Here is a 26,769-nt window from a genome sequence, read left to right on the forward strand (position 1 = left end):
CTACCCGCTTCGGGCGCGCTGGAGAACCCACAAGTACACCCGGGGTGAACAAGCCCCTAAAACCCGCCTCTTGCGGGACCGTGGCAACAAAGGCTATCGCCAATCCATGCCCGCAATCCTGCCGCCCCTGCCCATTGATGCCGCCCTGCCCGCCCTGCATGCTGCGCTGGCAGACGGCACCGCAGCTGTGCTCGTCGCCCAGCCCGGCGCCGGCAAGACCACGCGTGTCCCCCTGGCCCTGCTCGATGCGCCCTGGCGCGGCGATGGCCGCATTATCGTGCTCGAACCGCGCCGCCTTGCCGCCCGCGCCGCTGCCCGACAAATGGCAAGGCTCCTGGGCGAAGAGGTCGGGCAAACGGTCGGCTATCGCGTCCGCATGGAAAGCAAGACCTCCGCCCGCACCCGCGTGGAGGTGGTCACCGAGGGCGTCTATACGCGCATGCTGCTCGACGCGCCCGACCTGCCCGGCGTCGCCGCTGTCATCTTCGACGAATTTCACGAGCGCAGCCTGGATGCCGATCTGGGCCTGGCCCTGACCCTTGATGCCCGCGCCTTGCGGCCAGACCTGCGCATTCTGGTCATGTCGGCCACCATTGATGGCGCCAGCGTCGCGACGCTGCTCGATCACGCCCCGGTCATTGACAGTCCCGGCCGCACCTTCCCGGTCGAAACCTTTCACGCCGAGCCCGATCCCTTGCAGCGCCTCGAAGATCAGGTCGCTGCGGCCACCCTCAAGGCTCTGCGCGAGCATGAGGGGTCGGCGCTGGTCTTCCTGCCCGGACAGGGCGAAATCACCCGCGTGGCCGAGCGCCTCGCCACCCGTCTGCCGCCCGATATCGACCTGGCCCCGCTCTATGGCCAGCTCAGCCCCGCCGAGCAGGACCGTGCCATCCAGCCCGCGCCGCCCGGTCGCCGCAAGATCGTGCTGGCCACCTCCATTGCCGAAACCTCGCTGACCATCGAAGGCGTGCGCATTGTCATCGACTCGGGGTTTCGCCGCGTTCCGGTCTATGAGCCATCGACCGGCATGACGACGCTCGCCACCCGCCGCGTCTCCCGCGCCGGCGCCGACCAGCGTCGCGGTCGCGCCGGGCGCACCAGCCCTGGCGTCTGCATTCGCCTCTGGAACGCCGGCCAGACCGCCGCGCTGGAGCCGTTTGAAACGCCCGAAATTCTCTCGGCGGACCTCGCAAGCCTGGTGCTCGACCTGGCGGCCTGGGGCGTCACCGGCCCCGAGACCCTGCTGTTTCTCGATCCCCCGCCTCTGCCCGCCTGGACCGAGGCCAGGGCGCTCCTTGCCCGGCTCGACGCCCTCGACGCCCAAGGCCTCCTGACCCCCGCAGGCAAGGCGCTGTCCCGCCTGCCCCTCCACCCGCGACTTGCCCATATGGTGGTCGCCGGCGCCCAGGATGGTGACCCGCGCACTGCCGCCGAGCTTGCCGTGCTCATCGGCGAACGCGGCCTGGGTGGCGACGACCCTGATCTTGGCCGGCGGCTCGAACGCTTCCGCACGGACCGCAGCAAGCGCGCCGAGGATGCCCGCACTCTGGCGTCCCGCTGGGCCCGACAGGCAGGCGGCACCAGTTCAGGCCAAAATCTATCCGCCGGGCATCACCTCTCCCGCGCCTTCCCCGACCGCGTGGCCCAGCCCGCTGGGCCGCGCGGCCGCTTCCGCCTCGCCAATGGCCGTCAGGCGCAGCTCGATGAAACCCATGCCCTTGCTGGAGCACCCTTTCTGGTGGTCGCTGATCTCACCGGCAGCGCCACGCAGGGGCGCATCCGCTCCGCCGCCGCCCTCGATCCGGCTGAACTTGAAACCCTGTTTTCGGCCCATATCAGCAGCCAGACCACGCTCAGCTTCGACACGGCCACCGGCTCGGTCCGCGCCCGCCGCCAGCGCCGTCTCGACGCCTTGCGCCTCAGCGACGACACTGCCCCGGTCACCGATCTGGAAGCGGCGGCAGTCCTCCTGGCCGAGGCCGCGCTCAAACGCCCCGAGACCCTACCCTGGAGCAAGGACCAGAAGGCCCTGCGTGCGCGTGCCAGCTATCTGCGCCAAAGCCTGGGCGAGGATTGGCCCGATCTCAGCGACGCGGGCCTCGCGCGCGATCCCGCTTGGCTCGCCCCGCATCTGATCGGCGAAACCCGGCTGTCTGCCATCACCGCCGAGCATCTGGGCAATGCGCTTGAAACGCTCCTGCCCTGGGCCAGGCGGCAGGAGATCGACCGGCTGCTCCCGAGCCATTTCCACGCGCCCTCGGGCAGCCACCTGCCCATCGACTACGCAGCCGAGAACGGCCCGGCGCTCGAAATCCGCGTGCAGGAACTCTTCGGTCTCGACCGCCATCCCGCCATCGCCAATGGCAAGGTTCCGCTGCTCCTGGTGCTGCTCTCGCCCGCCCACAGGCCCATCCAGACCACCCGGGACCTCCCCGGTTTCTGGCGCGGCAGCTGGAAGGATGTCGCCAAGGATCTCAAAGGCCGCTACCCCCGCCACCCCTGGCCCGAAAACCCGATAGCGGCCCCGCCCACGGCGAGGGCCAAGCCGCGCGGCACCTGACGCTGGGCAAACTCGGGTCGGCGGCGCCGCCCCCCGCCCCTCCGGGAAACGGTTGGCGCAGGTGGCCTTCCTGACACCGCTATGACGCGAACGGCGCGCGCCACGCCAACCCAACAGAGGTCCCACCCGCAGGCCGGTACTCCGCACCGACCCAGCCGGCATAGCCGCTCTTGCCAATGGCCGCGAACACCCCCTGGAAATCCACCGTGCCGCTGCCCGGCTCGTGCCGCCCCGGCATGTCGGCGACCTGCACATGCTCGATGCGCGGCAGCAGCCGCATAAACGATGCCACCACCTCCTCGCCGGTCATGGCCATGTGATAGACATCAAACTGTAACCGCAGATTGGCATGCTCCACGGCCGCCAAAACCCGCTCGGCCTGCGCCAGACGCGACAGCCCATAGCCCGGCATATCAACGCCGTTGATCGGCTCGATCAAGGCCACGATCCCGGCCTGTGCCAATCGCTCCGCGGCCCAGGCCAGATTGTCGATGAACACCGCCTCGGCTTCACCAGAGGACACGCCGTCCGGCACGATCCCCGCCATTACATGCAGCCGCGGACAATCCATCGCCCGGGCATAGTCGATGGCGCGCTCGATGCCATCGCGAAATGCCTGGCCCTCTCCGGGATGACAGGCATTGCCACGCCCTCCCGCGTCCCAATCTGCAACCGGGCTGTTGAACAACACAACGTTCACCCCCGCCGCCTTGGCCGCTGCCGCGACGACCTCAGGCGAATAGGCGAACGGCGAGACAAATTCGACGCCGCCAAAGCCATCGGCTGCGGCGGCGTCGAACCGGTCGAGAAAGTCATGCTCTGTGTAGAGCATGCTCAGATTGGCCGAGAATCTCACGCTTCAGGCGTAAAGTTCAGCGCCACGCCATTGATGCAATAGCGCAGCCCGGTCGGCGGCGGCCCGTCGGGGAACACATGGCCCAGATGGCTGCCACAGGTGGCGCAATGCACTTCCGTGCGCGTCATCCCATGCGAGCGGTCCGTGGTGGTCTCCACCGCGCCTTGGATCGGGTCATTGAAACTTGGCCAGCCGGTGCCGCTCTCGAACTTCAGCGTCGCCCCGAACAAGGGCGTATCGCAGCCGGCGCAGGAAAACGTTCCCGGCCGCTTTTCGTGCAATAGCGCACACGAGCCGGGCCGCTCGGTGCCGTGCTGGCGCATGATGTAATATTGTTCTTCCGTCAGGCGTTGGCGCCATTCGGCGTCGGTCCGGGTCACGGGAAAAGCATGGGCGTCCATGGCTTCACACTCCTTTTGTCCTGATATCTTTCGCTCAGCATATAGGCTTAGTTACACATCAATCCCAGCGCGCGTTGCATCACAACGCGGTTTCCAGCGGCAAGACACATGACCATTATCACCTCCATCGACCAGCTTGAGGCGCTCTACCTGCCCGCCCCGGTCGCGGCCTCCACCGTCAAGGTTGCCCACGCCATGACGCCCGATTATCGGCGCCTCATTGAGGCCAGTCCCTTTGCGGCATTGGCGACCATCGGCCCCGAGGGAATCGATTGCTCGCCGCGCGGCGACAAGCCGGGCTTCGTGCGCATTCACGACGACCGGACCCTGATGATGCCCGATCGCCGTGGCAATAATCGCATCGACAGCTTGCGCAACATCGTCCGCGACTCGCGCTGCGCCTTCCTCTTCCTGATCCCGGGCTCGGGCACCACCATGCGCGTCAATGGCCGCGCCCATCTGTCGGTCGACCCGGCCTTGCTCGAAAGCTTCGCCGTCGAGGACAAAGCCCCCCGCACCGTCATCGTGCTCGATATCGACGAACTCTATTTCCAATGCGCCCGCGCCATTATCCGCTCCGACCTCTGGAACCCCGAGCGCCATGTCGACCCCGGGACCCTCCCCACCCCCGGCCAGATCCTGGCTTCCATGACCGCCAACGAAGTGGGCGGCGAAACCTACGACAAGGCCTGGCCCGACCGGGCAAAAGCAACGATGTGGTGAGTTCTTTTAAGATTAGCTCTAGCTCATTTCACACTCAGGCGGACGCGGTTCCATCGCCTCCCTCCCCCTTGTGGGCTTCGACCCGTCCCGAAGGGCAAACCTCTCCGGTGGAGAGGTTTGAGGAGAGAAGGACCGAGGGTAGGGGTGTCGGCATGTCCTCTGGCTCGGAGCCTTTGGAGGTCGCGTCACCCCCACCTCAGCTCTGCTATGGCCTGTCGGCCTAGCGTCGCTACCCTCCCCACAAGGGGGAGGGAGGAAAAAAGGGCCGCGCGTTCAGCTAAACGTGAAACGGTTTGGGCACCATCTGCCTGCGCAGCAGGCTTCTTCAAGTCAGAACGAGTCGAAGCCGGTGGCGCTTCGAGCACCGAAGGGAGCACCAGGAGGGGTTCAGGGCACCATTTGCCTATTACGCGGTCAAGGCGAGGCGAAAATCTCGGAATGCGAGAACCGAAGCGCAGCGTGCATGAGCACGTGAGCATCGGAAGCGGAGTATTTTGGGATTTGCAGGCCGCCTTCACCGCAGGAAAAGGCAAATGGTGGGAGTAACAAGGATTGAACTTGTGACCCTTCGCGTGTGAAGCGAATGCTCTCCCGCTGAGCTATACTCCCATGTCGCCTGTGCCTGCGTGAGGACTTGGCGAACCGGTAAGAGATGGTGGGCGTAACAAGGATCGAACTTGTGACCCCCTCGATGTCAACGAGGTGCTCTCCCGCTGAGCTATACGCCCATCTCTCCGGGCCGGACTGGCTGCGCCGTTCCGGTGGCGCGGATAGACCATAAAATCCCCGGTGGGGTCAAGAGCCAATCCGCAACCTGTGAATACTTGCCGCGCCAGCCCCGGAAATCTGCCTTTCCGTGACCCGCCGCAGCAGCGTTTCCTAGGCTGCCAGCAGCCGCTCGACTTCGTTGACCAGGTCTTTGAGGTGGAACGGCTTGGACAGCACCGAGGCATCCTTGGGCGCGTCGCTGTCCGGGTTAAGCGCCACGGCGGCAAAGCCGGTGATGAACATCACCTTGAGGTCCGGGTCGAGTTCGGTGGCGCGCCGCGCCAGTTCGATCCCGTCCATTTCGGGCATCACGATGTCCGAGAGCAGCAGCGAGAACGGCTCCTCGCGCAGCCGCTCATAGGCCGACAAGCCATTGTCGAACGACACCACCTCATATCCGGCGTTCTTGAGCGCCCGTGTCAGGAACTGGCGCATGTCATTGTCGTCTTCGGCGAGCAGGATTCGCTTCATCAAATAACCTCTTGGGCAATGCCGGCGGCTGAGTCGGTGTTTGCGCCGATGTTTATGCCACCACGCCGCTTTCGCAACCGTTAGCTGGCCCTTGGCGCCGGTTTTCCGCGCTGTTCGCAAAAATGCGACAATATGGACATTTTTGCCGCCACGGGCGAGAATTGCTCCAACAAATCACCTTGGCGGGTAAAACCGCTGTATCGGGGGAACCTGCGTGCGGTCCGACTATTGGGATCAACCAGCATTCGAGACGATCCGGCCACGACGCCTTGTCGCGCCCGTCGTGTTCAACTCGCCCCACTCGGGCCGGGTCTATCCCGAGCGGTTCCTTGCCATGGCGCGGCTCGATCATCTCTCGATCCGCCAGTCCGAAGATGCCTTCGTCGATGAATTGTTTTCCCGCGCGCCCCACCTCGGCGCGCCGCTCCTGCGCGCGCATTTCCCCCGCGCCTATCTCGACGTCAATCGCGAACCCTGGGAACTCGATCCCACCATGTTCACCGAGCCGCTTTCGGATCGGTTCAACACCACCTCGCCCCGCGTTGCCGCCGGGCTCGGCACGCTGGCCCGGGTCGTAGCCGAGAACAAGCCGATCTATCGCGAGCGGCTGACCCTGGAAGACGCCCGCATGCGCATTGAGGGCATTTATCACCCCTATCACGCAGCGCTGCAGAAGCTCCTGTCCGAATCCATGGCCAGCTTTGGCCTCGCCGTGCTGATCGATTGCCATTCCATGCCGCGCCTGGGCCGCCACGGTGAACGCGCCACCCCCGACATCGTCCTGGGGGATCGCTATGGCACCACCTGCGCCGCCCCGCTGGTCGATCTGGTGGAAACGGTCTTTACCGCCGCCGGACTCCGGGTGGCGCGCAACCGCCCCTATGCTGGCGGCTTTTGCACCCGCGCTTATGGCCGGCCCCAGCATGGGGTCCATGCCCTGCAGATCGAAATCAGCCGCCATCTGTATATGAACGAGGTGACGCTGGAAAAACATGCAGGCTTTGACGCCATCAAGACCCTGATGGAGCGCCTGATCCTCACCCTGATCGGGCTCGACCTCGTCTCGCTGGCCGGCATCGCCACTGCGCCCGAACAGGCCGCGGCCGAGTAACATTCCAAACTAAAAAGGGGCCGTCCCCAAAGACGGCCCCAGTCAAGGGAGGAACGATGTTTACCGGACGCGGCGGCCTAGGCCGAAAGTCCGGTAACGCACCATGCCCCTTCCCGATGACTGTATTTTCGCCGCCCCACAAGCGCGAACCGCGAAATGCACAGCAGATCAAACCGGTCTTGTTGCAAAAATGAATCAGAACAGACACAGCATCGTCAACGTGTTGCGCCCCACAATTGAGCGTCAACCTTCCGTGTACTTCCATTATCCGCCGTGCCATCAACGCCTTACCACTGCCCACGCCCGAAAGACCCGCCATGAACGCCCCTGAGATTGACTTTTCTCGCGTCGAGACCACCTTGCGCGCCGCTGGCGAGGCTGCAGCCCGGCTGACCCTGCCACTGTTTCGCACGCCGCTCAGTGTCGACAACAAGCTGGCCGGCGGTTTTGACCCGGTCACCGAGGCCGACAAGGGCGCCGAAACCGCCATCCGCGCCGTCATCGCCGAGGCTTTCCCCGATCACGCCATCATTGGCGAGGAGTGGGGCACAACCGGGGCGAGCCGTTACAGCTGGATCATCGACCCGGTGGATGGCACCCGCGCCTTCATTTCTGGCGCCCCGGTCTGGGGCACGCTGATCGGATTTGCCGTGGATGGGGTGGCCGTGGCTGGCCTGATGAGTCAGCCCTTCATCGGCGAGGAATTCCTGGCCGTGCCCGGTCGCTCAAGCTATCGGCGCGGCGACATCCATATCGCCAATCGCACCAGCGGCCAGACTGAGCTGGGGGCCTGCCGCGTCTTCACCACCACGCCCAACCTGTTCAAGGGCGATCACTGGAACAAGTGGCTGGCAATCGAGACGGCAACGCGCCTGCAACGCTTCGGCATGGATTGCTATGGCTATGCATTGTTGGCCGCCGGCCAGGCGGACCTGGTGATCGAACCTTCGCTCAACACCTATGACATCGCGGCCCTTGTCCCGATCATCCGCGAAGCCGGTGGCGCCATCGCCTGCTGGGACGGCTCCGAGCCCAGCGGCGGCGGCAATGTTGTGGCCGCCGCAACGCCCGACTTGCTGGCTCAGGCCCTCGACCTCATCAACGCGGCCTGACCCGGCCCTGGGACCAATCGCCATGCAGGCCAGGCCCAGCCGGAAATGTCGGCTTTTCGCCGGTCCAACGAAACGGTGAAATGATCTAGCTGCTCTGCTGGGTGATGAAGGCGTCAAAGGCCGCCAGCACCTGGCCGCGCACATTGTCATTTTCCATGAACATCTCGTGGCGCGATCCGGCGATCACCATGTGTCGCCCCGTGCGCAGGCGCAGGCCCAGATGCTCGATGGCCGGGGTCGAGACGATCTGATCGCGCGCGGCCGCCAGGATCAGCAGTGGAATGCGGATTTCGCCCGCAAAGCGCTCCCGCCGCGTGTCCAGCATCGCCCGCATGGCCGCGGCCAGCCAGCGAAAGCTGGGCGAGCCGAGATAGAGACCATCATCGGCCCGCACGGTCTCGACCATGCGCTTGTAGCGCAGCATGTCCGAGGTCAACGGATTGTCGGGATACATCGCCTCGTCCGGCCGCCGGTCCCCCTTGCGCTTGAGTGGCAGCTTGCCCAGGCCAAGGAAGCTTGCGGTCTCCGCAATCATGGCCCAGCGGCTCAGGCTCTCGTCCATGCCATGCAGCCCCACCATGGGCGCGCTAAGGAAGACGCGGTCGAACATCATCCGGTCGCGGGTCGTGGCAACAAGGCTGGCGAGCCCTCCCATGGAATGCCCCACCAGATAGAACGGGCCCGGACAATCGGGCAAAAGAATATCGGCGTGAAAGCTCCTCAGGTCCGTCCAGTAATCCTCGAACCGGTCGACATAGCCCACCGTTGGATCGCCGATCAGCCGGTCCGATCCGCCCTGGCCGCGCCAGTCGAACGTTGCCACCGCAAAGCCGCGCCGCCGGAAGTCGGCCACGGTCTCGAAATATTTCTCGATATATTCGGTGCGCCCCTGCACCAGGCAAATGGTGCCACGCTGCGGGCCTTCCGACTTCAGCCAGCGCGCATAGCGCAGCCGCACCTTGTCCGATGTGGTGAAATATCCCACCCGCGCGCCCTCGGGCACGGGATTGGTCGGGATGGAGACCAGCTTTGGTCCATTGGGTTCGACTTGGGTGGTCAAATCAGCGCCTCGTGCCTTCACTGCGGCGACCATAGGCGGGCCCGGTAAAAAAAGAAAAGCCAGCAACCGGAAGGTCGCTGGCTTTTCGGGTCTGCGCGGCTCCATGCGGGGGGCGGGTTGATGGAGCCGTCAGGGCGTGAACTCCCGAACCGGATCACTCCGGTCGCGTCCACATGTCCCGTTCTATCCCGGCGCACCTGAACCGGGCCGGACCCATGTGTTCATCTCGCGTTCATCTCTCGTTCATCAACGCGATCCTGGCCCTTGAACCGGCCCCGGCCTCACCTACATCAATGCTGTCCGCCGGCTACCCGGGGACACTGGTCACGTCGCTCGCCAGCTAAGGGAGCGTCACGGACCGGAATTGAAACCACGTTGCTCACTGGAGAATGTGACATGCAAACCATTGATTTTTCACCCTATTACCGTTCGACCGTCGGCTTTGACCGGCTGTTCAACCGCCTCGACACCCTGGGCGCTCAGGAAACCAAGACCTATCCGCCCTACAATATCGAGCGCACCGGCGACGATACCTACCGCATCTCCATCGCCGTAGCCGGTTTTTCCAACGGCGACATCGCCGTGGAAACCAAGGAAAACAGCCTGGTCGTAAAGGGCGCCAAGCCCGCCGAAACTGTTGATGGCAAACGCGAATTTCTGCATCGCGGCATCGCCGAGCGCGCCTTTGAGCTGCGCTTCCAGCTGGCCGACTATGTCGAAGTTCAGGGCGCCGTCCTCGAAAATGGCCTTCTCCATCTCGAACTGAAGCGCGAGCTGCCCGAGAGCAAAAAGGCCCGCACCATCCAGATCAATGGCGGCACTGCCACCATCGAGGACAAGTCGGTCAACTAAGCCCGGTGCTTGCCAAAAAACGACGAGGGCGCGGTCCATGAGACCGCGCTTTTTTGTTTCCGCCGGAACGACTCCCCGCCCGGCCAGTTGAAGACCCAAGCGGCATTGCCGCCTCCACCCTTCAACTCCAGCAGCAGAACAGGTCCCGATGAAAACCCCATCCGTCGCCCTCAAGGCCAATGCGAAATCCACCGTCATCGACGTGCTCAATGCCCGACTGGCAGATAGTATTGATCTCGCACTCTCGACCAAGCAGGCCCATTGGAACCTCAAGGGCCCCAATTTCATCGCCGTCCACGAAATGCTCGATCCCATGCGTGCCGCCATCGACAATCATGTCGATGTCATCGCCGAGCGCATCGCCCAGCTCGACGGCACCCCGCTCGGCACCAGCCAGGTTATCGCCAAGGCCACCAACCTTGAGGCCTATCCCACTGATATCAAGAAAGTGCCGGATCACCTCGCGGCCCTGGCAGACCGCTTCGGCAAGCTCGCCAATCAGGTGCGCGAAGATATCGACACCACCGACGAAGCAGGCGACGCGGACAGCGCCGACATTTTGACCGCGTTTTCGCGCGATCTCGACAAGAACCTGTGGTTCATCAAATCGCATCTCGAATAGGACTATTCGTCACTTGACGGCAATAAGGGCGCTCCATCGGGGCGCCCTGTCTGTTTTTGGCCTCGATTTCCTACACTTTCCTATAGGTTTTGCGTCAAAGTCCTATTTTTTGTGTCCGAACAGCGGCAAAATCGCTTGCCCCTAGTTTTGAATTATGCAAATGTGCCTCTCGTTAGGGCAGTGTCTCTGTCCTATCTGACGCGCCGTCCCGCTCTCCGCGGTCAGCGGCGCACGCTGGTCCGGCTGGACCGCTAGTCGATAGCGGAAACGGACAGGCGGAGCTAACATAGGTCGATAGGACTTCTTTGAAGGACATTCGACCCAAGCTCGAATTATGAGCGGCCATTTGGATGCAGTGCCGCTCCCCACGCATGGACGCGAAGTTGCTCATTCGAGCCGTACTGTGTAGTACGACCCGGCTGAACACTGCGCCCCAAGAGGACAATATGCATCCGCCCCGCCGGCTCGCCGGCAACACCAGGATGCGCGAATAGAGCAACAGCCCGACAAGCGGGCCGAACAGAACGAGGTTGAGCCATGGCACACGTACGGACCGGAATTCCCGCCCAGACGGAAACTGCCAATCGCAAAACTCTTATTCTCGATGGCAAGCGCGTTGATGGCCGCCCTGCCGCCCAAGGTCTTTACGATCCCGCCAACGAGCACGATGCTTGCGGCATCGGCATGATTGCCAACATCAAGAACAAGCCCAGCCATGAAGTGGTGCAGAAAGGTCTCGAAATCCTCGAGAACCTGGAGCACCGTGGTGCCGTGGGCGCCGATCCGCTTATGGGCGATGGCGCCGGCATTCTGGTTCAGACCCCGCACGCCTTCTTCGCCAAGGTGCTGCCCTTCGCGCTGCCCGAAAAGCACCACTACGCCGTGGCCATGGTCTTTTATCCCAACGAAGCCGGTCTGCGCGACAGGTGCGCCGGTGTCGTTCGGCATTGCCTGGAACAGGAAGGCCTCGAATTGCTGGGTGAGCGCGTCGTGCCCACCGACAATTCGCGCCTCTCCGAAGGCGTCATCGCCACCCAGCCCATCATCGAGCAGATGGTCATTGCCCGCCCCGAGGGCCTTTCGCTGGATGAGTTCGAGCGCAAGCTCCTCATCGTGCGCAAGGTCATCTCCAACACGGTCTATGCCCAGGTTCCCGAGAGCAATTCCGACAACGGCTTCTATGTCGTGTCGATGTCGGCGCGCACCCTTGTCTATAAGGGCATGTTCCTGGCCTACCAGCTCGGCGCCTTCTATACCGATCTGCATGACGAGGCCTTCGAAAGCGCCATTGCCTTGGTGCACCAGCGCTTTTCGACCAACACTTTCCCGTCCTGGAAGCTGGCCCACCCCTATCGCATGACCACCCACAATGGTGAAATCAACACCATTCGCGGCAACGTCAACTGGATGGCGGCTCGCCAGGCCTCGGTCTCCTCGCCCAAGTTCGGCGACGACATCACCAAGATTTGGCCCATCTCGTATGAAGGTCAGTCGGACACGGCCTGTTTCGACAACGCGCTCGAATTCCTCGTGCGCGGCGGCTATTCGCTGCCCCACGCGGCCATGATGCTGATCCCCGAAGCCTGGGCCGGCAATCCGCTGATGGATGAAGAGCGCCGCGCCTTTTATGAGTATCACGCCGCTCTGATGGAGCCATGGGACGGCCCGGCTGCCATGTCGTTGTCGGACGGTCGTTATGTCGTGGCCACGCTCGACCGCAATGGTCTGCGTCCGGCGCGCTACTTGGTCACCAAGGAGGGCCATGTCGTCCTCGCCTCGGAATCGGGTGTGCTCGACATCCCCGATGAGGATATTGTCGAGCGCTGGCGCCTGCAGCCGGGCCGCATGCTGCTCATCGACCTCGAAGAAGGCCGCATCATCTCTGATGAAGAGGTGAAGAAGGCCCTCGCCAACAAGAACCCCTATGCCGAATGGCTGGCGCGCAGCCAGATCGTGCTCGAGGACCTGCCGGCCACCGAGCGCCAGGCCCCCAAGAGCTCGGAAGGCCTGCTCGACCGCCTGCAGGCCTTTGGTTACACCCAAGAAGACATCAAGCTCTTGATGGCGCCCATGGCCACCACCGGCCAGGAAGCCGTCGGCTCGATGGGCACGGACACGCCGATTTCGGCGCTCTCCAACAAGTCCAAGCTCCTTTACACCTACTTCAAGCAGAATTTCGCGCAGGTCACGAACCCGCCCATCGACCCGATCCGCGAGGAATCGGTCATGTCGCTGGTCTCGTTCATCGGCCCGCGTCCGAACATTCTCGATCTCGAAGGCTCTTCGCGCGAAAAGCGCCTGGAAGTGCGCCAGCCCATTCTCACCAACGAGGATCTCGAAAAGATCCGCGCCATCGGTGACATGCGCGACAACCAGTTCAAGACCAAGACCATCGACATCACCTATATGGCCGACAAGGGCGCTGCCGGCATGGAAGCGGCCCTTGAGGATATCTGCGCCATTGCCGAAGACGCGGTGCGCGGCGAATACAACATCATCGTGCTCTCCGACCGGCTGGTCGCGGCTGATCGCATTGCCATCCCGGCGCTGCTGGCGACCGCTGCAGTCCATCACCACCTGATCCGCAAGGGTCTGCGCACCTCGTCTGGCCTTGTGATCGAGACCGGCGAAGCCCGCGAAATGCACCATTTCGCCATGCTGGCCGGCTATGGCGCCGAGGCGATCAACCCCTATCTCGCGTTCGAAGTGCTGGCCGCGCTGCATGCCGAAGGCGAATATCCGCCCGAAGTCTCGGCCGATGAAGTGGTCTATCGCTACATCAAGTCCGTGGGTAAGGGCCTGCTCAAGGTCATGTCCAAGATGGGCATTTCGACCTACCAGTCCTATTGCGGCGCCCAGATTTTCGATGCCATCGGCCTCAACACCGATTTCGTGAAGAAGTATTTCTTCGGCACCGCTACCTCCATCGAAGGCGTCGGCCTTGCCGAAGTCTCCGAGGAAACCGTGCGCCGCCATCACGATGCCTTTGGCGACGATGCCGTGCTGCGCAAGGCGCTCGATATCGGCGGCGAATATGCCTATCGCATCCGCGGCGAAAAGCACGCCTGGTCCCCCGATGTGGTGGCCGACCTGCAGCATGCCGTGCGCACCGCCGAGGAAAGCCCGGAGACCGCCCAGGAGCGCTATGACAGTTTTGCGCGGCGCGTGAACGAGGGCGAAAACGGCTATCTCGCGATCCGCCACCTCTTCGACATCAAGCCCATCGGCCCTGCCGTGAACCTCGACCAGGTCGAGCCGGCGGTGGACATCGTGCGCCGTTTCGTCACCGGCGCCATGAGCTTCGGCTCGATCAGCCGCGAGGCCCATACGACCCTCGCCATCGCCATGAACAAGATCGGCGGCAAGTCCAACACCGGTGAAGGCGGCGAAGAGCCTGATCGCTACAAGCCCCTGCCCGATGGGTCGTCCAACCCGTTGCGCTCGGCCATCAAGCAGGTCGCTTCGGGCCGCTTCGGCGTCACCACAGAATATCTGGTCAATTCCGACCAGATTCAGATCAAGGTCGCGCAGGGCGCCAAGCCCGGCGAAGGCGGTCAGCTGCCCGGCCACAAGGTCGACTGGATCGTCGCCAAGACCCGTCACTCGACGCCCGGCGTCGGCCTCATCAGCCCGCCGCCGCACCACGACATCTATTCCATCGAAGATCTGGCCCAGCTCATTTACGATCTCAAGAACGTCAATGAAGCGGCCGATATCTCGGTCAAGCTGGTGTCCGAGGTTGGCGTCGGCACGGTTGCGGCCGGCGTTGCCAAGGCCCGCGCCGATCACATCACCATCTCCGGCTATGACGGGGGCACGGGCGCTTCGCCGCTGACCTCTTTGAAGCATGCCGGCGGTCCATGGGAAATCGGCCTGGCCGAAACCCACCAGACGCTGGTGCTCAACCGCCTGCGCTCCCGCGTCCGCCTCCAGGTCGATGGGGGTCTCAAGACCGGCCGTGACGTCTTGGTCGGCGCCCTGCTCGGCGCTGACGAGTTCGGCTTCTCCACCGCCCCGCTGATCGCTGCGGGCTGCATCATGATGCGCAAGTGCCATCTCAACACCTGCCCGGTTGGCGTCGCCACCCAGGACCCGGTGCTGCGCAAGCGCTTCAAGGGCACGCCCGAGCACGTCATCAACTACTTCTTCTATGTCGCTGAAGAGCTGCGCGCACTGCTGGCATCTCTGGGCGCCACCACGCTCAACGAGCTGATCGGGCGCTCGGACCTGCTCGACCAGCGCCGGGCCGAGAACCACTGGAAGAGCGAAGGCATCGACCTCGCCAAGGTGTTCTACAAGCCCGCTCCTCTGGGCGGCGATACGCTCTTCCACTCCGAAGTGCAGAACCACCACCTTGAAGCCGTGCTCGACCGTAAGCTGATCGAACTGGCCGCCCCGGCGCTGGACAACGGCGCCCCGGTACAGATCGAACTGCCCATCCGCAGCCGCGACCGCTCGGCCGGTGCCATGCTCTCGGGCGCGCTGGCCAAGAAGTATGGCCACGCGGGCCTGCCCGAGGACACCATTTCGATCACCCTCAAGGGCACGGCCGGACAGGCTTTCGGCGCCTTCCTCGCCAAGGGCATTTCCATCGACATGATTGGCGATGCCAATGACTATGTCGGCAAGGGCCTTTCGGGCGGCCGCATCGTCGTGCGGCCCTCGGACAAGATCGGCATTGTCCCCGAAAACTCGATCATCGTGGGCAATACGGTGCTCTACGGCGCTGTCGCGGGCGAATGCTACTTCCGCGGCGTGGCTGGCGAACGCTTTGCCGTCCGCAACTCCGGCGCCATCGCCGTTGTCGAGGGCACCGGCGATCATGGCTGCGAATACATGACCGGCGGACTGGTCGTCGTCATTGGCAAGACCGGCCGCAACTTTGCTGCGGGCATGTCGGGCGGCGTCGCCTATGTGCTCGACGAGGACGAAACCTTCCGCTCGCGCTGCAACCTGGCCATGGTCGATCTTGAGCCCGTGCAGGAAGAAGAAGACCTGATGCGCAAGCTCCACCACCATGGTGGCGACCTTGAATGGCACGGTCGCGTCGACATTTCGGGCGACATGACCAAGCACGACGACGAGCGCCTGCATCAGCTCATCTCCAACCATCTGCATTATACCGGCTCGACAAGAGCCAAGCAGATTCTGGACAACTGGGCCGAGATGCGACCCAAATTCGTCAAGGTCATGCCGGTTGAATATCGCCGCGCCATCCTCGAGATGGAAAAGAAGCGCGGCTCCGGCGCGCATGTGGCCGCAGAGTAAGGGAGAAAAGCATGGGTAAGGTAACAGGCTTTCTCGAAATCGAGCGCGAAGAGCCCCGCTATGAGCCGGCATCCGACCGCATCCGCCATTTTGGCGAATTCACCATTCCGCTGACCGAAAGCCGGGTGGTGGATCAGGCGGCGCGTTGCATGGATTGCGGCATTCCGTTCTGCCATGGCGACACCGGCTGCCCGGTCCATAACCAGATCCCGGACTGGAACGACCTCGTCTATAATGGCGACTGGGAGGAAGCTGCGCGCAACCTTCACTCGACCAATAACTTCCCCGAGTTCACCGGCCGCATCTGCCCCGCCCCCTGCGAGGAGGCCTGCACGCTCAACCTCGAAGACGTCCCGGTCGCGATCAAGACCGTGGAACAGGCCATTGCCGACCGGGCCATCCGTTCAGGCTGGATCAAGCCGCAACTGCCCAAGGCAAAGACCGGCAAGAAGGTCGCCGTCGTCGGCTCCGGCCCAGCCGGCATGGCCGCTGCCCAGCAGCTCGCCCGCGCCGGACACGATGTGCATCTGTATGAGCGCGAGCCCAAGGCCGGTGGCCTGATGCGCTACGGCATTCCTGACTTCAAAATGGAGAAGGAACACATCGACTTCCGCGTCACCCAGATGGAAGCCGAAGGCGTCACCTTCCACTATGGCGTCAATGTCGGCGTCACCACGCCCCTCTCCGACCTGCAGCGCGACCACGACGCCGTGTTGCTGAGCGGCGGCGCCGAAAAGCCGCGCGATGTTGATGTCGAGGGCAAGGAATTTGCCGGCGTGCACTTCGCCATGCCCTTCCTCGTGCAGCAGAACCGCCGTGTCGGCGGCGAGGATGTGTCGGGCGAGTTCCAGCTGTCGGCCGCCGGCAAGCATGTCGTGGTCGTGGGCGGCGGCGACACCGCCTCGGACTGCGTCGGCACCAGCTTCCGCCAGGGCGCCATTGCCGTCACCCAGCTCGACGTCCGCCCCATGCCGCCCGAGCTCGAGAACAAGCTGGCCAACTGGCCCAATTGGGCGGTCAAGATGCGCACCTCGTCCAGCCAGGCCGAAGGCGCCATCCGCGAGTTTTCCGCGGGCACCATGAAGATCATTTCCGATGCCAAGGGCCAGGTCACCGGCGTTGAATGCGCCCGCGTCGACCGCAAGCGCCAGCCCATCCCCGGCACCGAATTCGTCATCAAGGCCGACCTCGTCCTGCTCGCCATCGGCTTTTCCGGCCCGGTGCAGGAAGGCATGCTGAACGAGCTGGGGGCCGATCTCGACAAGCGCGGCAACCTGTTCGCCGACACCATGAGCTATAAAACCTCGGTGCCCGGCGTCTATGCCGCCGGCGACATGCGCCGCGGCCAGTCGCTCGTCGTCTGGGCCATCCGTGAAGGCCGCCAGGCAGCCCGCTCGATCGACTTCGATCTGATGGGCAAGACGGACCTGCCGCGGTAATTTCGGGGCGCTTCGGCTCCTTCCTCCCTCCCCCTTGAGGGGCAGGAGCAGATCACATTGCCGGCAAGATTTCGTCTCGGCCACCGAACAAGCTCCTCCCCCTATCAGGGGGAGGCTGGGTGGGGGTATGGTCGCGCCAACCCGATTCCGCGGAGCCTTCAATGCCCCAAGCCCCCTATGTCGTCGACAAGCTGATTTCTTCCAAGGCCATCGCCGCCCGCGTCGAAGCCCTGGCCCATGAAATCACCGACGCCTTCAAGGATACCGACAAGCTCGTCGTTGTCGGTCTCCTGCGCGGCTCCTTCATCTTCATTGCTGACCTCGTGCGCGAGATCGACCTGCCCGTGGAGGTCGATTTCCTCGAGGCCTCGTCCTATGGCGACGGCATGGAATCGAGCCGCGAAGTGCGCATATTGAAGGATCTGCGGGGCGAAATTCATGGCCGCGACGTGCTGGTGGTCGAAGACATCATCGACACCGGCCACACGCTCAAGCACGTGCTCGAAATCCTCGAGACCCGCCATCCGCGCCGTATGGAAGTCTGCGCCCTGCTCAATAAACCCAGCCGCCGCGAGACCGACGTTCCCGCCCGCTGGATCGGCTTCGACATTCCCGACGAATTCGTCGTCGGCTACGGCATCGACTACGCCCAGCGGAACAGGAATTTGCCCCATATCGGCAAGGTGCGGTTTACCGAGTAACCCCCACCCGGCCTCCCCCTGAAGAAGGGGGAGGAGAAGAACGGCAGTTGCTCGGGCATTTCAGCAAACACGATACGTCCCTCCCCCTATCAGGGGGAGGTTAGGTGGGGGTATCCCCTCACATCACCGCCCCGACCTGCCAGGGCACGAATTCATTGTCGCCATAACCCAAGGCTTCCGACTTGGTCTGCTCGCCCGACGCCACCTTGAGCATCAGGTCGAAAATCTCCTGCCCCTTGGCTTCAATGCTGACGCCCTCGACGATATCGCCGCAATTGATGTCCATGTCCTCGCTCATGCGCGCATACATGTCCGAATTGGTCGCCAGCTTCATTGAGGGCACGGGCTTGCAGCCATAGGCCGAACCGCGCCCAGTGGTGAAGGCCAGGATATTGGCGCCGCCAGCCACCTGCCCCGTCGCCGAAACCGGATCGAAGCCGGGCGTGTCCATGAACACAAAGCCTTTCTCGGTGACCTTTTCGGCATATTCGTAAACCGCGGTGAGCGGCGTCGAGCCGCCCTTGGCGGTGGCGCCGAGGGACTTTTCGAGAATGGTGGTGAGCCCCCCGAGCTTGTTGCCCGGCGAGGGATTGTTGTTCATCTCCCCGCCGTTGCGGCTGGTGTAATCTTCCCACCACTTGATCCGCTCGATCAGCTTCTCACCCACCGCGCGGTTCACCGCGCGGCGCGTCAGCATGTGCTCTGCGCCATAGACTTCAGGGGTTTCCGAAAGGATCGCCGTACCGCCATGCTTGACCAGCGTATCCGCCGCGACGCCCAGCGCCGGATTGGCGGTAATGCCCGAATAGCCGTCCGAACCGCCGCATTGCAGCGCCAGCGTCAGATGGCTGGCGTCCACGGTTTCGCGCCGGGCCTTGGCGGCCACCGGCAGCATTTCCTTGATCCGCTCCACGCCCCAGTCGATCATCTTGCGCGTGCCACCGATCTCCTGGATCGTCATGGTCTGGAAGGTGTCGGTTTCCTTGAGGTTATAGGCTTCCTTCATGCGGTCGATCTGGAAAGCCTCGCAGCCAAGACCCACCAGCAGAGCCGCACCCAGATTGGGGTTGGACGTATAGCCCCACTGCGTGCGCCGGAGGATTTGATAGCCTTCCCCATGCGTATCCATGGCGCAGCCAGTGCCGTGCACAAAGGGCACGATGCCATCGATCTCGGGGTAGTCGTCGAGCAGGCCCGACGTGTTGATCGCCTCGGCCATGAACTTGGCCACCGTCGCCGAGCAGTTCACCGATGTCAGGATGCCCACATAGTTGCGCGTGCCCACATCGCCGTTTGCCCGCTTGTACCCCTCGAAGGTCGCGCGCTGGTTTGCCGCCAGCATCTCGACCGGCACCGCGCCTTCGGCAAAGGCATAGTCATGGATCAGCGAGCCATCCTTGCCGCCCATGCCGCAATTGTGCTCATGCACCCAGTCGCCGGGGGCAATGCCGTCCTTGGCAAAGCCGATGATCTGCCCGAATTTCATGACCGCCTCACCGGCGGCAATCGCGCGGGTCGCAAACTTGTGGCCGCGCGGCACCCGCCGGACAATCGCAACACCCTGCGCGGTTTCGGTGCCAATCTCGAGGTTGGCCAGAGCCACCGCAATATTGTCGGCGGCATGGAGCACAAGCGTCTTGCCTTGCGGGCGCGTCATGGTTTCGGTCATCTGCGGGGGGCCTTTGCAGTCGATTTTGGGGCGCTTTACCTTGATGCCGAATACCGCCAGATTGCACCCGCATTGGAGAGAACCGGCATTGTCATTCAGCACCGCACTAACTAACATGTTAGCATGAAAACGGAAGCCAGTCCCTACCAATTTCTGGGTGACGCCGGCGATTTCTCGCGCGGGACGGTGACGCTCGACGTTACCAATGCGCTGCGCCAGGCCATTGTCACCCTGGCCCTGCCCCCGGGTTTCACGCTCGACAAATCGGCAATCTGCACGCAATTGGGGGTGTCGCGCTTCCCGGTCAGCGAAGCCCTGGCGCGCCTGGCCGATGAAGGTCTGGTCGATATTGCCCCCCAGCGCGGCTCCACCGTCTCCCTGGTCAAAATTGCCGATGTCCGCGAATATATGCTGATCCGCAAAGGCCTCGAAAGCGAGGCCTTGCGCGTTCTCATCGGCAAGCACGACCAGGAGGTCATCGAAGCGCTGCACGCCAATATGGCGGCCCAGCGCGAGGCCGCCTCGCGCGACGATGCCGAAACGTTTCATCAGATCGATGTCGATTTCCACGACATCATCTTCCGCGCCATGCGGCTGACCAAGGTCAAGTCGATCATCGACAAGGCCCGGGCCAATCTTGATCGCGCCCGCCGCCTGATCATCACCCCGCGCCGCCTCAACCACACCATTGCCGAGCATCAGGCGATCTTTGACGGCATCCTCGCCGCCAACGCGCCCCAGGCCATTGCCGCCATTCGCGCCCACATCGACGCGGTGATGATCGAGTTGTTCGCCTTCGCCCAGGAGCGCCCCACCCTGTTCGCCGATGGCGCCGAATTCACCGCCCAAGACAACGATTTCCCCTACGGCTGATCTGCCAGAGACCTTGTAGAATGCTCAAGAATATCCCCGCCTTGCTCGGCCCCGATCTGCTCTCGACCTTGCGCGCCATGGGCCATGGCGACGAGATCGTCATTGCCGATGCCAATTTTCCGGCCGAATATCTCGGCCCCGAGGTCATTCGTGCCGACGGCATCTCCGCCACCGACATGCTCGACGCAATACTGACGGTGCTGCCGCTCGATGACTTTGTCGAGGAGGCCGCCATTGGCATGGCCGTGGTGGGTGACCCCAACGCCGTTCCCCCCATTTTCGGGGAATTTGAAGCCATTCTGGCGCGGCATGAACCAGGTCGCCGCTTCTCCACCGTGGAGCGCTTCGCCTTTTACGCGCGCGCCAAATCAGCCGCCGCCGTCATCCAGACCGGCGAGGCGCGACTTTATGGCAATATCATCCTCAAGAAGGGCGTCATCCGTCCCAAAGGCTGACCCCGACCGAACGGATCGCCCGCCAACTGCCCTCGACAGACTAACATGTCAGCGTTTATGACGCGCTCATACCCTCAGAAGGACCCCGCCATGAAACTGCTTCGCGTCGGCGCCAAGGGCGCTGAAAAGCCCGCCATCATCGCCGCAGACGGCTCCATCCGCGATCTTTCGGGCGTGGTCATGGATATTGGCGGCGACACCCTCACTCCTGAGGGGCTGGCGAAAATCCGCGGCACCGACATCGATATGCTGCCCAGGCTGGACGCCGGTCAGCGCATCGGCCCCTGCGTGGCCAATGTCGGCAAGTTCATCTGCATCGGCCTCAACTATGCCGACCACGCCGCCGAAACCGGCGCGAAAATCCCCGAAGAGCCGATCATCTTCATGAAGGCCACCAGCGCCATCATCGGCCCCAATGACGATGTCATCATACCAAAAAACGCTATCAAGCCCGATTGGGAAGTCGAGCTGGCTGTGATCATCGGCAAGGAAGCCCGCTATGTCGATGAAGCCGACGCCATGGATTATGTGGCCGGCTATTGCGTCTGCAACGACGTCTCCGAACGCCATTTCCAGACCGAGCGCGGCGGCACCTGGGACAAGGGCAAGGGCGCCGATACCTTTGGCCCCATCGGCCCGTGGCTGGTGACCAAGGACGAAGTCGCCGATCCGCAGAACCTTTCCATGTGGCTCGAAGTCGATGGGCACCGCTACCAGAACGGCTCCACCAGGACCATGATCTTCGGCGTCGCCAATGTCGTCTCCTATGTCAGCCAGTTCATGAGCCTGCAGCCGGGCGACATCATCACCACTGGCACCCCGCCGGGCGTTGGCATGGGAATCAAGCCCGAACCCGTCTGGCTCAAGCCGGGCAATGTCATGCGTCTGGGCATTGAGGGCCTGGGCGAGCAGACCCAGAATGTGAAGGCTTACAGCGCCTGATACCCCTCTTCTTCCTCTCTCCCTTTGGGGAGAGAGGAAGCCATCACTTCAAAGAAAACCCTTTTGAGCTGACCGCGAAATAACGGCCGATCACCCCGGCAAATGGCGGCCAGTTCATCACCTTTACCGTCACATCCCGCAGCCAGGCGTGGCGTGCGCTGGCTGGAACGAACCAGTCGGCCATGCGTCGACCTGCGGCCTGCTTGTCCGTGACCAATGGGCGCAATTGGGCCTCAAAGTGCTCCAGGGCAAGGTCCACATCATCGGTTCCTGTCAGAACCTGTCCCAGCGCCCGCCCGCCGGCAATGGCCAGCGATGCGCCCTGTCCGGCCACGAGCGAGACCGCGTGGGCCGCGTCGCCGATCAGGACGACTCTGTCCTGATGCCAGCGCGGCATGACGATCTGGGCCACCACATCGTAATAAATCTCCTGAGGGTCAGGCATGGCCGCCAGCACCTCGGGCACCACCCAACCGAGATCACCAAACCGCGCCGCCAGGATCGGCCCGGGATCGCGTGGGCGATCCAGCCCATCGGCGCGCAGCACGAAAAAGGCCATGATCCGGTTTGGCTCTACCTCAAATAGCCCCATCAGCCGTTGCTTGATCGCAATCATCTTGAAGTCGCCCGCAAGCGCCGTCGCGACGACGGGACTGTCGAAGAAATAGGCAGCCGTGTGATGGCCGAGCGGTCGGATGAACTGGCTTTCATCACCGAACACCATCTGCCGCATGGCCGAATGAATACCCTCGGCACCCACCAGCAGGTCCGCCTCCAGTGTCTCGCCACTGTCCAGCGTAACAGTCACACCGTCGCTGCGATTGTTAAGGCTGGCTATCTCGCACGAATAGCGCAAGCCGACCCGGTCCGGCAGCGCCGAATGCAATACCCGCTCGATATCGCCGCGCAGGATTGGAAAGAGCTTGTCTCCCGTCGCTCTTCGGATCTGCTCATAGTCCATGGACGACCCGGCGCGCCCACTTTCATTGACAAAATCGATCTTCCCCACCCTACGGGCGCGCGCCGCCAGCGCATCGATCACGCCCAGGTCCGCCGCGGCGTCAAAGCCGGGGCCGTAAAAGTCCAGCATATAGCCCCCGGCCCTGAGGCCCGGCGCCCGTTCAAGCACCGTCACCGCCCAACCGGCCCGGTCAAGCGCCAAAGCGGCCGACAGCCCGGCAATACCCGCCCCCGAAATGATCGCCCTCATGTCGCAACCTCCCCGGCACAGACCATCTCGACAAATCCGCTCCATGCCGCGGCCTGGGACGCAGCCTGATCGGGAAAGAGGTGTCGATGCAAAGCCAGCCCATCACCGGTCATCAGGATCAGTGCCGCCAGCGCTGCCCGCTCCTCGGGGGCAAAGCGCCGAGGGGCCAACAGGTCCAGTGACGCCTCGAATTGCCTGCGGGCCGCCGCGGCAATTTCGGCCAGCCGTGCGTTCAGTTGCGCGTCCGTCCGTGCCTTGGCGACAAAACCGAAATAGGCCGCTGCCAGGTCTGGCTCGGTATCCATGCTCGCTGTCGTTTCCCGCCCCAAGGCTTGCAGCCAGCTGCGCAGGTCCATGCCCGATTGTGGCTGCATGCTGGGCATGCCCATCACAAACAGCTCGAAGGCTTCGAGCACAATCTCGTCCAGCCGGGGAAAATGGTGGAACACATTGGCCTTGCTGACCCCGGCACGGGCCGCCAGCGCCCCTGCTGTCAACGCTTCGCTCCCGCCCTCGGCCAGCAACTGAATTGCCGCCGCCACGAGATCCTGCCTTTTGCTTGGCTTGGTCATGTTCAATGTCCTTTCGCACCACCCAATATACTAACCGATCGGTCGGTCAGCAAGGACGAAAGGAGGTTTTTTTGCCCTTGCGCAAGCTGAGCGCACCTGTTGGCTTGTCCTGCGCGGGTGGGAACGCTATGGCGCTCATGGGTATGGGAGGACGCACGTGACCACCTTTGACAACACGCTCAATGCCGACGGAGCGCTGATCGTCGGTGCTGGCCTTGCGGGTCTGTTTACGGCCCTCAAGCTTGCGCCACGTCCGGTCACCGTGCTCTCGCCCAAACCGCTGGGCATGGGCGCCTCCTCTGCCTGGGCCCAGGGCGGGGTCGCGGCAGCCATTGGCGCGGGCGACAGCCCGCGTGCTCATGCCCAGGACACCGAAATGGCCGGCGCCGGCATTGTCGATCATGGCACCGCCGAGGGCGTCACTGCCGAAGCCGTCGCGCGCATCGAAGATCTCGCCCGCTGGGGGACGCCCTTTGATCGCGATGATTTCGGCAATTTCGAGCTGGGGCGAGAGGCCGCCCACTCGGCCAATCGTATCGTCAAGGTCGAGGGCGACCGGGCCGGTTGGGCGATCATGCAGGCCATCATCGCCCAGGTGCGCCGCACGCCCTCGATTCGCGTGGTCGAAGGCATCACCGCGCTGAGCCTGGCGCGCGACAATGGCCGCATCGTCGGCATCTACGGGCGCCGCCTGGGCGACCGCTATTCCGAACCCATCTTCATCCGCGCCCGTGCCACCATATTGGCCGCCGGCGGTCTGGGCGGGCTCTATGCCGTCACCACCAATCCCCCGGGCGTGCGCGGTCATGCCATGGGCATGGCGGCCCGCGCCGGCGCCATCATCGCCGATCCCGAATTCGTGCAGTTCCATCCCACTGCCATCGCCACTGGCGCCGATCCGGCGCCCCTTGCCACCGAGGCGCTGCGCGGCGAGGGGGCCATTCTGGTCAATGATCTTGGCGAGCGCTTCATGCCCGCCATCCATCCTGATGCCGAACTGGCGCCCCGCGACATCGTCGCCCGCGCCAATTTCCGCCAGATCCAGTCTGGCCGGCAGGTGTTTCTCGACACCCGTGCCGCACTGGGCGACACTATTCTCAACCGCTTTCCGACCGTTTCCAGATATTGCCGCGAAGCCGGGATCGACCCGGTCAATGGCATGATCCCGGTGACGCCGGCTGCCCATTTCCACATGGGTGGCGTCAAGGTGGACGAACGCGGCCGCTCCTCCCTGCCTGGTCTATGGGTTTGCGGCGAAGCCTCCTGCACCGGCCTCCACGGCGCCAATCGGCTCGCCTCCAATTCCCTGCTCGAAGCCGTGGTTTACGGCGCCCGCATCGCCGAAGACATTGGCGGCCTCGAGCCGCAGCGCGATCTTGCCCCGTTCAAGGGCATTGAATGGAACGAGGCCGAAGGCAACCAGGCCGAGACCGTGTTGCGCAATACCGTTGCCGTACAGGACCTGCGCCGGGTCATGAGTGATCTGGTCGGGGTCGAACGCGATGCTCAAGGGTTGAGGGAAGCGCTCCGGCGCATCGCTCATCTCGAAGTCTCCGCCGAGCAGGTCACCAGCGCCTATCTCAACATGACCACATCGGCCACACTGGTCGCCGCCGCTGCCCTCAAGCGCAACGAAAGCCGCGGCGGCCATTTCCGCACCGACTTCCCCGAGCCCAGTGAGCGCTGGGAACATCACACCGAAATGACCCTGGATGAAGCCCTCGCAATCCGCGCCGGGGCCTGATCACTCTGTTAGAAGATAAGTGGCCAGCGCCGTCAGGTCCTCATCGGTCCAGTGCGAGGTGGAATTGGTAATCACCTCGCCCATTGTGCCGCCCAATACATCGAAGCCGGGCGTGAACCCGTCCTTGAGCGTCTGCACCAGGGTTGCGACGTCGTAGCCTTCTTCCATCAGGGCTGCGGCGGTGATGTCGGGCGCTCGTCCGCCCGTGCCGCCTGGCGAACCGGTCAGGGCCTTGTCCCACTCCAGGGCGCCAAGACCATTACGCGGCGTATGGCAGGCGACACAATGGGCGGGCCCGAAGGCCAGGTATTTTCCGCGATTATACGTGTCCGACTGTCCCACTTCGGGCACGAACCGCTCCGGCGTAAAGAACAGGGTCTGCCAGCCGGCCATGGCGAGGCGAATGTTGAACGGGAAAGGGATCTGGCTCTCGGCCGCCGGCGCGCTGACCGGCTCGGTCGCCATCAGCGCTGCATAGAGATCGACAATCTCCTGGTCGCTCATCAGCGTATAATTTTCGTAGGGGAAGGCCGGATAAAGGTGTCCCTCGGGACCCATGCCATTGCTCATGGCGTCGGAAAATTGCTGCACCGTCCAGGCCCCGATCCCGGCAACCCGATCCGAGGTGATATTGGGCGGCACAAAGGTACCAAAGGGCGTGGCCAGACCGGCGCCACCCGAAAGTTCCGCACGACCGCTCTGGGTATCGGTGTGGCAGGCGACGCATCCGCCCAAGCGAATGAGATCATTCCCCCGCGCGACATCGCCGACCAGGGTCAGGTCACGCTCTGGCCCTGTGACAGGCCTCAAAAAGAAAACCGCTGCGGCGGCGCCGATCACCGTCAGAGCCGCCAGGGCCCACCAGCTCTTCTTCATGCCACCCCCGCATCTGCCTGATTGCCCGACCAGACCAGATGTCATCGCGCGGCGCAATCACCCGCCAAATCAAGAGCTTGCGAGGTCAAGCAATTCAGCAATTCTATCCTTGCCGGTTTCTGCCACCAGGCGCCCCAGTTCCGTTGTGCCGCGCATCAGCACCAGCGTCGAGCGCCGGGGAATAGTCATGTTCCGCGCCAGCTCGCCATTTCCATAAGTGTCCCAATCGACCCGCAGGATCGGAATGGCGCGATAGGCGGCGTTCTCGGCCTGAAGCGCGTCCAGCACCCGCTGCTGGGCAGCGCAGGTTACGCACCAGGTGGCATAAAAATCGATCAGATACGGCGTCCCGCTCTGCGTCAGGCTCTCAAGCTCGGGGCCGGTATAGTCGATGACCTCCAGGCCGAGGCTTGGGCCGGCAAAAAGCCCCAGGGCGCTGATGCCCGCAAGACCGGCCAGCAGATGACGTCGGGGGATCATGGAT

General features: G+C 63.5%; 22 protein-coding genes and 2 tRNA genes. 13 read left to right on the top strand and 11 right to left on the bottom strand.

Annotated elements, in window-relative coordinates:
* Positions 1–106 precede the first annotated feature (106 nt).
* Positions 107–2,560: an ATP-dependent helicase HrpB gene (gene hrpB, locus NIM87_RS14730; RefSeq protein WP_254675448.1), complete on the top strand. Its 2,454-nt coding sequence runs from the start codon at positions 107–109 to the stop codon at positions 2,558–2,560.
* A gap of 79 nt (positions 2,561–2,639) precedes the next feature.
* On the opposite strand, the gene NIM87_RS14735 is transcribed toward hrpB, so the two are convergent.
* Together NIM87_RS14735 and msrB are read right to left on the bottom strand one after the other, a co-directional pair.
* Positions 2,640–3,392 carry a hydroxypyruvate isomerase family protein gene (locus NIM87_RS14735; RefSeq protein ID WP_254675449.1) on the bottom strand — a complete coding sequence of 251 codons (753 nt, stop codon included), beginning with the start codon at positions 3,390–3,392 and terminating at the stop codon, positions 2,640–2,642.
* Positions 3,393–3,412: 20 nt separating this feature from the next.
* A complete protein-coding gene (gene msrB / locus NIM87_RS14740) occupies positions 3,413–3,817 on the bottom strand; it encodes a peptide-methionine (R)-S-oxide reductase MsrB (protein ID WP_254675450.1) in 405 nt (134 codons plus the stop codon).
* Positions 3,818–3,925: 108 nt separating this feature from the next.
* Here msrB and NIM87_RS14745 point away from each other — a divergent pair, with 108 nt between their 5' ends.
* Positions 3,926–4,540 carry a pyridoxamine 5'-phosphate oxidase family protein gene (locus NIM87_RS14745; RefSeq protein WP_254675451.1) on the top strand — a complete coding sequence of 205 codons (615 nt, stop codon included), beginning with the start codon at positions 3,926–3,928 and terminating at the stop codon, positions 4,538–4,540.
* Positions 4,541–5,074: 534 nt separating this feature from the next.
* On the opposite strand, the gene NIM87_RS14750 is transcribed toward NIM87_RS14745, so the two are convergent.
* From NIM87_RS14750 to cpdR, 3 genes are all read right to left on the bottom strand, one after another.
* A tRNA-Val gene (locus tag NIM87_RS14750) sits at positions 5,075–5,149 on the bottom strand.
* A 44-nt stretch (positions 5,150–5,193) separates the two neighbouring features.
* Positions 5,194–5,268, bottom strand: a tRNA-Val gene (locus NIM87_RS14755).
* 151 nt (positions 5,269–5,419) lie between these two features.
* A complete protein-coding gene (cpdR, locus tag NIM87_RS14760) occupies positions 5,420–5,779 on the bottom strand; it encodes a cell cycle two-component system response regulator CpdR (protein WP_046105558.1) in 360 nt (119 codons plus the stop codon).
* A 214-nt stretch (positions 5,780–5,993) separates the two neighbouring features.
* On the opposite strand from cpdR, the gene NIM87_RS14765 reads away from it, so the two are divergent.
* Together NIM87_RS14765 and NIM87_RS14770 are read left to right on the top strand one after the other, a co-directional pair.
* Positions 5,994–6,890 (top strand): N-formylglutamate amidohydrolase, encoded by an 897-nt coding sequence (locus tag NIM87_RS14765; protein ID WP_254675452.1) that lies wholly within the window; start codon positions 5,994–5,996, stop codon positions 6,888–6,890.
* A 317-nt stretch (positions 6,891–7,207) separates the two neighbouring features.
* Positions 7,208–8,002 (top strand): inositol monophosphatase family protein, encoded by a 795-nt coding sequence (locus NIM87_RS14770; protein ID WP_254675453.1) that lies wholly within the window; start codon positions 7,208–7,210, stop codon positions 8,000–8,002.
* A gap of 85 nt (positions 8,003–8,087) precedes the next feature.
* Here the strand turns inward: NIM87_RS14770 and NIM87_RS14775 are convergent, their stop codons facing one another.
* Positions 8,088–9,062, bottom strand: a complete 975-nt coding sequence (locus tag NIM87_RS14775; protein WP_254675454.1) for an alpha/beta fold hydrolase — start codon at positions 9,060–9,062, stop codon at positions 8,088–8,090.
* A gap of 396 nt (positions 9,063–9,458) precedes the next feature.
* Between NIM87_RS14775 and NIM87_RS14780 the strand changes: the two genes are divergently transcribed.
* From NIM87_RS14780 to hpt, 5 genes are all read left to right on the top strand, one after another.
* The gene (locus NIM87_RS14780; protein ID WP_254675455.1) at positions 9,459–9,914 is read left to right on the top strand and encodes an Hsp20 family protein; all 456 of its coding nucleotides are present in this window, start codon (positions 9,459–9,461) and stop codon (positions 9,912–9,914) included.
* A 148-nt stretch (positions 9,915–10,062) separates the two neighbouring features.
* Positions 10,063–10,536: a DNA starvation/stationary phase protection protein Dps gene (gene dps / locus NIM87_RS14785; protein WP_254675456.1), complete on the top strand. Its 474-nt coding sequence runs from the start codon at positions 10,063–10,065 to the stop codon at positions 10,534–10,536.
* Positions 10,537–11,073: 537 nt separating this feature from the next.
* Complete coding sequence (gene gltB, locus NIM87_RS14790; protein WP_254675457.1) at positions 11,074–15,804, top strand: glutamate synthase large subunit; 4,731 nt, start codon at positions 11,074–11,076, stop codon at positions 15,802–15,804.
* Between the two features lie 11 nt (positions 15,805–15,815).
* Entirely contained in the window at positions 15,816–17,243 is a 1,428-nt protein-coding gene (locus NIM87_RS14795; RefSeq protein ID WP_254675458.1) for a glutamate synthase subunit beta, read from the top strand.
* Positions 17,244–17,404: 161 nt separating this feature from the next.
* Complete coding sequence (gene hpt, locus NIM87_RS14800) at positions 17,405–17,944, top strand: hypoxanthine phosphoribosyltransferase (protein WP_254675459.1); 540 nt, start codon at positions 17,405–17,407, stop codon at positions 17,942–17,944.
* Positions 17,945–18,062: 118 nt separating this feature from the next.
* On the opposite strand, the gene NIM87_RS14805 is transcribed toward hpt, so the two are convergent.
* A complete protein-coding gene (locus tag NIM87_RS14805) occupies positions 18,063–19,601 on the bottom strand; it encodes a UxaA family hydrolase (protein WP_254675460.1) in 1,539 nt (512 codons plus the stop codon).
* A 135-nt stretch (positions 19,602–19,736) separates the two neighbouring features.
* On the opposite strand from NIM87_RS14805, the gene NIM87_RS14810 reads away from it, so the two are divergent.
* The 3 genes from NIM87_RS14810 to NIM87_RS14820 all read left to right on the top strand — a co-directional run bounded on the left by NIM87_RS14810 (position 19,737) and on the right by NIM87_RS14820 (position 21,883).
* A complete protein-coding gene (locus NIM87_RS14810; RefSeq protein ID WP_254675461.1) occupies positions 19,737–20,486 on the top strand; it encodes a GntR family transcriptional regulator in 750 nt (249 codons plus the stop codon).
* A 20-nt stretch (positions 20,487–20,506) separates the two neighbouring features.
* Entirely contained in the window at positions 20,507–20,941 is a 435-nt protein-coding gene (locus tag NIM87_RS14815; protein ID WP_254675462.1) for an RbsD/FucU family protein, read from the top strand.
* Positions 20,942–21,031: 90 nt separating this feature from the next.
* A complete protein-coding gene (locus NIM87_RS14820; protein WP_254675463.1) occupies positions 21,032–21,883 on the top strand; it encodes a fumarylacetoacetate hydrolase family protein in 852 nt (283 codons plus the stop codon).
* A 43-nt stretch (positions 21,884–21,926) separates the two neighbouring features.
* Here NIM87_RS14820 and NIM87_RS14825 read toward each other — a convergent pair whose 3' ends face one another.
* A complete protein-coding gene (locus tag NIM87_RS14825; RefSeq protein ID WP_254675464.1) occupies positions 21,927–23,093 on the bottom strand; it encodes an FAD-dependent monooxygenase in 1,167 nt (388 codons plus the stop codon).
* Positions 23,090–23,665: a TetR/AcrR family transcriptional regulator gene (locus NIM87_RS14830; RefSeq protein WP_254675465.1), complete on the bottom strand. Its 576-nt coding sequence runs from the start codon at positions 23,663–23,665 to the stop codon at positions 23,090–23,092. The genes NIM87_RS14825 and NIM87_RS14830 overlap by 4 nt, the downstream gene beginning before the upstream one ends.
* Before the next feature lie 157 nt (positions 23,666–23,822).
* Here NIM87_RS14830 and NIM87_RS14835 point away from each other — a divergent pair, with 157 nt between their 5' ends.
* Positions 23,823–25,409, top strand: a complete 1,587-nt coding sequence (locus tag NIM87_RS14835) for an L-aspartate oxidase (protein WP_254675466.1) — start codon at positions 23,823–23,825, stop codon at positions 25,407–25,409.
* Here the strand turns inward: NIM87_RS14835 and NIM87_RS14840 are convergent, their stop codons facing one another.
* Positions 25,410–26,285 (bottom strand): c-type cytochrome, encoded by an 876-nt coding sequence (locus NIM87_RS14840; RefSeq protein WP_254675467.1) that lies wholly within the window; start codon positions 26,283–26,285, stop codon positions 25,410–25,412.
* A gap of 69 nt (positions 26,286–26,354) precedes the next feature.
* The gene (locus NIM87_RS14845) at positions 26,355–26,765 is read right to left on the bottom strand and encodes a thioredoxin family protein (RefSeq protein ID WP_254675468.1); all 411 of its coding nucleotides are present in this window, start codon (positions 26,763–26,765) and stop codon (positions 26,355–26,357) included.
* Between the last annotated feature and the right edge of the window lie 4 nt (positions 26,766–26,769).

The sequence above is a fragment of the Devosia ureilytica genome, assembly GCF_024273195.1.
Classification (GTDB): domain Bacteria; phylum Pseudomonadota; class Alphaproteobacteria; order Rhizobiales; family Devosiaceae; genus Devosia; species Devosia ureilytica.

Coding starts and splice junctions, on each gene's coding strand:
- hrpB (WP_254675448.1), top strand. CDS start 107: ATGCCCGCAATCCTGCCGCCCCTGCCCATTGATGCCGCCCTGCCCGCC.
- NIM87_RS14735 (WP_254675449.1), bottom strand. CDS start 3,392: ATGCTCTACACAGAGCATGACTTTCTCGACCGGTTCGACGCCGCCGCA.
- msrB (WP_254675450.1), bottom strand. CDS start 3,817: ATGGACGCCCATGCTTTTCCCGTGACCCGGACCGACGCCGAATGGCGC.
- NIM87_RS14745 (WP_254675451.1), top strand. CDS start 3,926: ATGACCATTATCACCTCCATCGACCAGCTTGAGGCGCTCTACCTGCCC.
- cpdR (WP_046105558.1), bottom strand. CDS start 5,779: ATGAAGCGAATCCTGCTCGCCGAAGACGACAATGACATGCGCCAGTTC.
- NIM87_RS14770 (WP_254675453.1), top strand. CDS start 7,208: ATGAACGCCCCTGAGATTGACTTTTCTCGCGTCGAGACCACCTTGCGC.
- NIM87_RS14780 (WP_254675455.1), top strand. CDS start 9,459: ATGCAAACCATTGATTTTTCACCCTATTACCGTTCGACCGTCGGCTTT.
- dps (WP_254675456.1), top strand. CDS start 10,063: ATGAAAACCCCATCCGTCGCCCTCAAGGCCAATGCGAAATCCACCGTC.
- gltB (WP_254675457.1), top strand. CDS start 11,074: ATGGCACACGTACGGACCGGAATTCCCGCCCAGACGGAAACTGCCAAT.
- NIM87_RS14795 (WP_254675458.1), top strand. CDS start 15,816: ATGGGTAAGGTAACAGGCTTTCTCGAAATCGAGCGCGAAGAGCCCCGC.
- hpt (WP_254675459.1), top strand. CDS start 17,405: ATGCCCCAAGCCCCCTATGTCGTCGACAAGCTGATTTCTTCCAAGGCC.
- NIM87_RS14805 (WP_254675460.1), bottom strand. CDS start 19,601: ATGACGCGCCCGCAAGGCAAGACGCTTGTGCTCCATGCCGCCGACAAT.
- NIM87_RS14810 (WP_254675461.1), top strand. CDS start 19,737: ATGAAAACGGAAGCCAGTCCCTACCAATTTCTGGGTGACGCCGGCGAT.
- NIM87_RS14815 (WP_254675462.1), top strand. CDS start 20,507: ATGCTCAAGAATATCCCCGCCTTGCTCGGCCCCGATCTGCTCTCGACC.
- NIM87_RS14820 (WP_254675463.1), top strand. CDS start 21,032: ATGAAACTGCTTCGCGTCGGCGCCAAGGGCGCTGAAAAGCCCGCCATC.
- NIM87_RS14825 (WP_254675464.1), bottom strand. CDS start 23,093: ATGAGGGCGATCATTTCGGGGGCGGGTATTGCCGGGCTGTCGGCCGCT.
- NIM87_RS14830 (WP_254675465.1), bottom strand. CDS start 23,665: ATGACCAAGCCAAGCAAAAGGCAGGATCTCGTGGCGGCGGCAATTCAG.
- NIM87_RS14840 (WP_254675467.1), bottom strand. CDS start 26,285: ATGAAGAAGAGCTGGTGGGCCCTGGCGGCTCTGACGGTGATCGGCGCC.
- NIM87_RS14845 (WP_254675468.1), bottom strand. CDS start 26,765: ATGATCCCCCGACGTCATCTGCTGGCCGGTCTTGCGGGCATCAGCGCC.